This window comes from Ensifer sp. SSB1, from assembly GCF_016652895.1.
Classification (GTDB): Bacteria; Pseudomonadota; Alphaproteobacteria; order Rhizobiales; family Rhizobiaceae; genus Ensifer.
This window is the reverse complement of the sequence record NZ_JAEPRP010000292.1, coordinates 1-5,049: the sequence shown is the minus strand read 5'-3', so window position 1 is coordinate 5,049 and position 5,049 is coordinate 1. Positions and strand designations below refer to the sequence as shown.

Below are 5,049 nucleotides of genomic sequence, written 5' to 3'. Positions count from 1 at the left end.
CTGTCGGACAATGGCCTGAAGTTCATGCCAGGTCCGCCGGAAACCTATTACGACATGTCGCACGACCGCGTTCACGGCCATGACGAACCGATCGAGCGGATGAAGAAGCACGGCATCCTCATCGATGGCGAAGGCGTGGTGAACGGCGGCATGACGAAGATCCTCTTGCAGATCTTCTCGAAGACCGTGATCGGCCCAATCTTCTTCGAATTCATCCAGCGCAAGGGTGACGAGGGCTTTGGCGAGGGCAACTTCCGCGCCCTGTTCGAATCGATCGAAGCCGATCAGATTCGCCGCGGCGAACTGGGGCCGCAGGCGGCAGAGTAAGCCGCCCCAAACACCCGTCCCATCGAGCCTCTCGCCTCCCGGCGAGGGGCCTACCGGCGGCCATGGGGCCAGTGAACAATACGGTGCAGGCGTCTCAATCCCTCGGTGCCGGTGGTCGACGATCCTTTCCGATCCTCCGGCACGAGGCTGCGCCTGCCATCCCTGGACTGAATACAAGACAGGGATAAATAACCAATAGATCAAAATATCTGCGGTTCAGCGCGCCCGTGCAGGCGCGTGTCACCGTTCGCAATCTCAGTTCGTGACCTCGTTGACGACGCGCCAGTTCGGTCGACCAAGGTCATGCGGCCAATTGACCACGTCACGGTCGTTGAAGTAGACGACCTCGGCCAGATTCGGGAACTGCGGATCCGGTTGTGTCGCGGCATTCATCCATGGCTGCATGTAAGTTTCGCTGCCTTGCCATCCGAGCTCGGCCACCCAGATCGGCTTCTTGTACTTGGCCACCAAATCGTAGCCGGGCTTCAACGCCTCGGCGAAGGTCTTCGGCGCTCCGTATTCGATCTTGTCGAAAGCTTCGAACCCGAAGACCGACAACCCGACGAGATCGACATATTTGTCACCCGGGTAGTAGGCTTCGAGGTTCGGCAGTCCTTTCGGCGACCACATGATCTGCGCCTTCGGGGCTTTCTTGCGCACGATGTCCATCGCGTGCCTGTAGGCCTTGATCCAGTCCTGGGGTTCCCAGCCAGCCCACGAGAAGCGGCCGGAGGTGTCTTCCATTTCCTGGCCCCAGCGCACGATGACCGGGCTCTTCAGTTGGGCGATCGCGTTGGCGATCGCTTCCATGTTGGGGTCATACTCGCCCCGGAGCATACGGTCGCGAAGCTGCGTTGGTGTCAGTTTCCAGTCGAGCGACCAGGACCAGGGCTCGATGGTGATCAGCAGATTGCGATTGCGCTGAAGGGCGTATTCGTCAGCGGTCTGCAAGGATGCGAGATCGACGTCCTCCCAGGGCAGGAACAGGGCTTCGGTCGTCACATCGCTTTGGGCGCCGAAATCCCCATGCGGATCGTAGGCGCCGAATTTCGTTCCGCCAGGGTGCATGACGGGACGTTTGTCGATCATCGTCTCGGTCTGTCCGGCATTGCCCGCAGGATTGGCTTGTTCCTGCGCCAATGCCGATACCAAGCTGCCGAAGTCCAGCTGTAGAGCTAGGGCAGTGCATAGGGCGAATGCCAATTTGCGTTTCATTTCATCCTCCTGCGGCGTCTATTTCTTGGCCAGGAACTGTTCCTTCAAATTCAACGCCTTTGCTGTGATGTCGTCCTGGGCGACGAGGCTGTAGTAGGCATCATTGGGCTTGGGCTTGGCATGCCTGAAGACATACCACTCGCCGTTTGGCACCTTTCGCTGATAGATCGTGTCGCCGATCCTGGCGTGGCCGAAGCAGGTCCGGGCATCGCCGGCATTGGCCGCGGTCGTCCAGATCGCCTGCATGCACATCATGCCCAGGTCGCTGACGTACCAGTTGCCTTCGGCAAAGGACCGGTTGCCGTTGCCCTTGTCGACGAAGGCCACGAGCTTGCGGTCATGCGCGGTGAAGCGTGCACCGCCGGTAGACCATTGCCAGGTCTTGTTGCGATAGAGGGAATAGACCTCATAAGCGCTGAGCGGCGTTGGCTTGACTTCCATCTTCGCCTTGACCGGCTGGGCGCCCAGATAGACCGCAGCGGCTGCAAGCGGCAGCAACAGCGGAACAACCATGACTTTTATTGACCCATTCATTGCCTTTCTCCTCACACTGGAGATTACAAACTCGACGGCGCGCCGCCGTCATGACGGCACGTAGTATCGGCTGACCTTCTTGGTCGTCCTCGTTTCCCCGACCCGCGTTTCCCCGACGCTCATCCGGCTTCCAGTCGTTGCGTTGATGCTCCTTCTCTCGACACTGTTTGAGGTGGTTCGTGATACGGCAGGCTCGATCCGCGCCCCGCTCTCGTGCGGCTGCGAAAAGCCTTTCCATTGCAGACGGAAGCGAACGATCCTGAGGTTCGTGCCATGCCCTGCGCCGGCAACCGTGTACTTCGCCTCGGTAAAGGTCACGAAACCCAGGCCATGCGACAGGGCCTCCGTTGCCTCGGCGCCATGGCGCACGGCCGATTGAGCCGAGAGAACCGAGACCAGCACCAGAGAGCCTGCCGTTATCGCCGTCATCGTCGAACGCGGCATGAGCGGCAGCCCGTTCTCGCGGGCGTGTCGAACATGGATCACCACCACGAGCCCGGCATAGATGAGGGCGTTGATCTCGGCAAAGACGTAGAAACCCTGCGCCGTTCCGGCATCGGACACGAGCCAGACCGCGAGCGCCGACACCAGGGAAAGCACGAGATAGGGCGTCAGCACCCGAAGCGGCAGGGGAGCCACCGCGCCGCCGCCCTTCGGCGTGATACGAAAATCGACGAACGAGCCGGTCAGATGGTCGCGCACCGCTGCCATGCAGCCGAGCAGCGACCAGGGCCAGCGCGCGAACAGGAACAGGACCGTCTCCCAGCTCAGCACCCGCGCATCATGCGGCCGGAACGTACCGGTCGAACGCCAGAAATAGGCGAGTACGACCAGAACCAGCGACAGGGACACGAAATGCACCAGAAAGTCGGGATAGTCGACCTCGACGAAGGCCCGCCCCATCATCAGCGCCGCGATCGGCATCAGGAACATCAGCGCCATGAAAAACGAAAACAGCGGGTACCAGAACTGCGAAAACAGGAACTGGAACTGCAGCCGCGCCGGCAACTTCGGCACATAGGCCGGCGAGTACTTCAGCAGGATCGCGACGAGGCTGCGCGACCATTGGAACTCCTGAACCACAAGATCGGCAACGTTCGCCGGTCCATCGCCGTGGGCTATGGCGTTGTGAGCATGGACGCCACGCCAGCCATGGGCATTCATCATCAGCGTCGTCGAATGATCTTCAGCGAGTTCCGGCCCCAATCCGCCGATCTGCTTCAGCGCCTTTGTCCGCACAGCGTAATGCGACCCGATGCAGAGCGGCGCCCAGCCGTTGTTGTAGCCGATCTGCAGGGAGCCATGCAGGCTCGCCTCCGCATAAAGCCGCCCGCGCGCCGCCCAGCTGGTTGCGGCGTTTGCGTCGCATATGCTCGGCGCCGAGACATAGCCGACCGACGGGTCGTTGAAAGGGCGCAGCACCTCGACGAGGTAGCTGGCTTCGGGTACGTGATCGGCATCGAACTGCGCCACGAAATCGTAGCGGTCATAGCCGTAGTGATCGTAGAAGTAGGCAAGGTTTCCTTCCTTGCAGCGCGTACGGCGCGGCCAGGCGGCGCGATGATAGTCGGCGATACCCTTTCGCGTGGAGATGAAAACTCCGTGGGCCGCACACCAGGAGGCCGTCTCCGGCGACGGATCCTCGTCCGCCAGCCAGACATCGAAGTCACATCCGGTCTGGTCCAGCATCGCCTGCAACGTCTTGCGCACGACGGTAAACGGCTCGGAGGGCGCCTTGGTGACGACCATCGCGATCCGTCCGTGCGGCACCGGACCCGTGCTCGCTGTGGCAACCTTCGCGCCGGAAAAGATCGCGATGAAATAGACCGGCAGCAGGGTAATCCACCCGACAACGACGGTGATCAGTACATAGGACGGCCAGTCCATCACGTGAACCGGGTCGAGCCACCACCACCAGAAATACGCGAGGGCGGCGAACCACGCGGCAACGCCCAGCATGTTCAGGATCTGCAAGCGCCCGGAGAACAGCGCCGTCAGGCGCGGCCGGACATGCCGCGCACCCGAGAGATCGACATAGTGCCGAAATCCATCGATTGTGGACGTCCAGTTCATCGCCGCACCTCCAGCCCGAAGCCCGGTGCCGCCGTGCGGATGATGGTTTCGATATCCGACAACGCCGGTCGGAAGCCCAGCCGCTGCCGCGCCCGACTGCTATCGGCATAGAGCACCGGCGGATCACCGGGACGACGCGGCAACAACTGTACGGGGACCCGTCGCCCGGTGATCCGATCGATGGCTTCCAGAACCTGCCGGATCGAGGTCCCATGTCCGGAGCCGAGATTGGTGCGCAGCACCTCGCCGCCGTCGCGCAGATAGTCGACGGCGGCGACATGAGCGTCGGCGAGATCGGTCACATGAATATAGTCGCGAATACAGGTTCCATCCGGCGTCGCATAGTCGTCGCCGAAGATATCGAGTCTTTCGATCCCGCCGGCCGCCGCCATCAGGGCACGCGGAATGAGATGCGTTTCCGGATCGTGCCGTTCCCTGAGTTGTCCTTCCGGATCGGCGCCCGCGGCGTTGAAGTAGCGCAAGGCGACGGAGCGGAAATCATAGGCACGCGCATAGTCGCCGAGCATCAGCTCGATCATCAGCTTCGTGTGCCCATAGGGGTTGATCGGAAACTGATCCGTATCCTCGGTGATCGGAAGCCGCTGCGGCACGCCATAGGTGGCGCAGGAGCTGGAAAATACAATGCGCGCCAACCCGGTCGCGCGGCAGGCTTCGAGCAGCGCGATGCTGCCTGCGACGTTGTTGCGGTAGTACTTTCCCGGGTTCTCGACGGATTCCCCGACATAGGCGGAAGCCGCAAAGTGGATCAGGCATTCGGGAAGGTGCGTCCGGATCGCCGTTGTCAGCCGTTCCGTATCCTCAAGGTCCCCTTCGACGAGGGGACCCCAGCGCACGTTGTCCCGATGTCCCGTCGACAGGTTGTCATAGACGACGGGAACG

At 61.7% G+C, this 5,049-nt stretch carries 4 protein-coding genes and 1 pseudogene; 1 reads left to right on the top strand and 4 read right to left on the bottom strand.

Features of this window, described 5'->3' with window-relative positions; all coding sequences use genetic code 11:
* Positions 1 to 327, top strand: a pseudogene (locus I8N66_RS35965) (4-hydroxyphenylpyruvate dioxygenase); the annotation flags it as partial.
* Between the two features lie 255 nt (positions 328 to 582).
* On the opposite strand, the gene I8N66_RS35960 reads toward I8N66_RS35965, so the two are convergent.
* From I8N66_RS35960 to galE, 4 genes are all read right to left on the bottom strand, one after another.
* Entirely contained in the window at positions 583 to 1,542 is a 960-nt protein-coding gene (locus I8N66_RS35960) for a glycosyl hydrolase (protein WP_291165021.1), read from the bottom strand.
* 18 nt (positions 1,543 to 1,560) lie between these two features.
* On the bottom strand, positions 1,561 to 2,076 hold the full coding sequence (locus I8N66_RS35955; RefSeq protein WP_113535954.1) for a DUF995 domain-containing protein: 516 nt from the start codon (positions 2,074 to 2,076) through the stop codon (positions 1,561 to 1,563).
* A gap of 48 nt (positions 2,077 to 2,124) precedes the next feature.
* Positions 2,125 to 4,149: a glycosyltransferase family 2 protein gene (locus I8N66_RS35950; protein ID WP_291165018.1), complete on the bottom strand. Its 2,025-nt coding sequence runs from the start codon at positions 4,147 to 4,149 to the stop codon at positions 2,125 to 2,127.
* Positions 4,146 to 5,049 (bottom strand): UDP-glucose 4-epimerase GalE (galE, locus tag I8N66_RS35945; RefSeq protein WP_291165015.1); only part of this gene is annotated, 904 nt, incomplete at its 5' end. The genes I8N66_RS35950 and galE, both read right to left, overlap by 4 nt.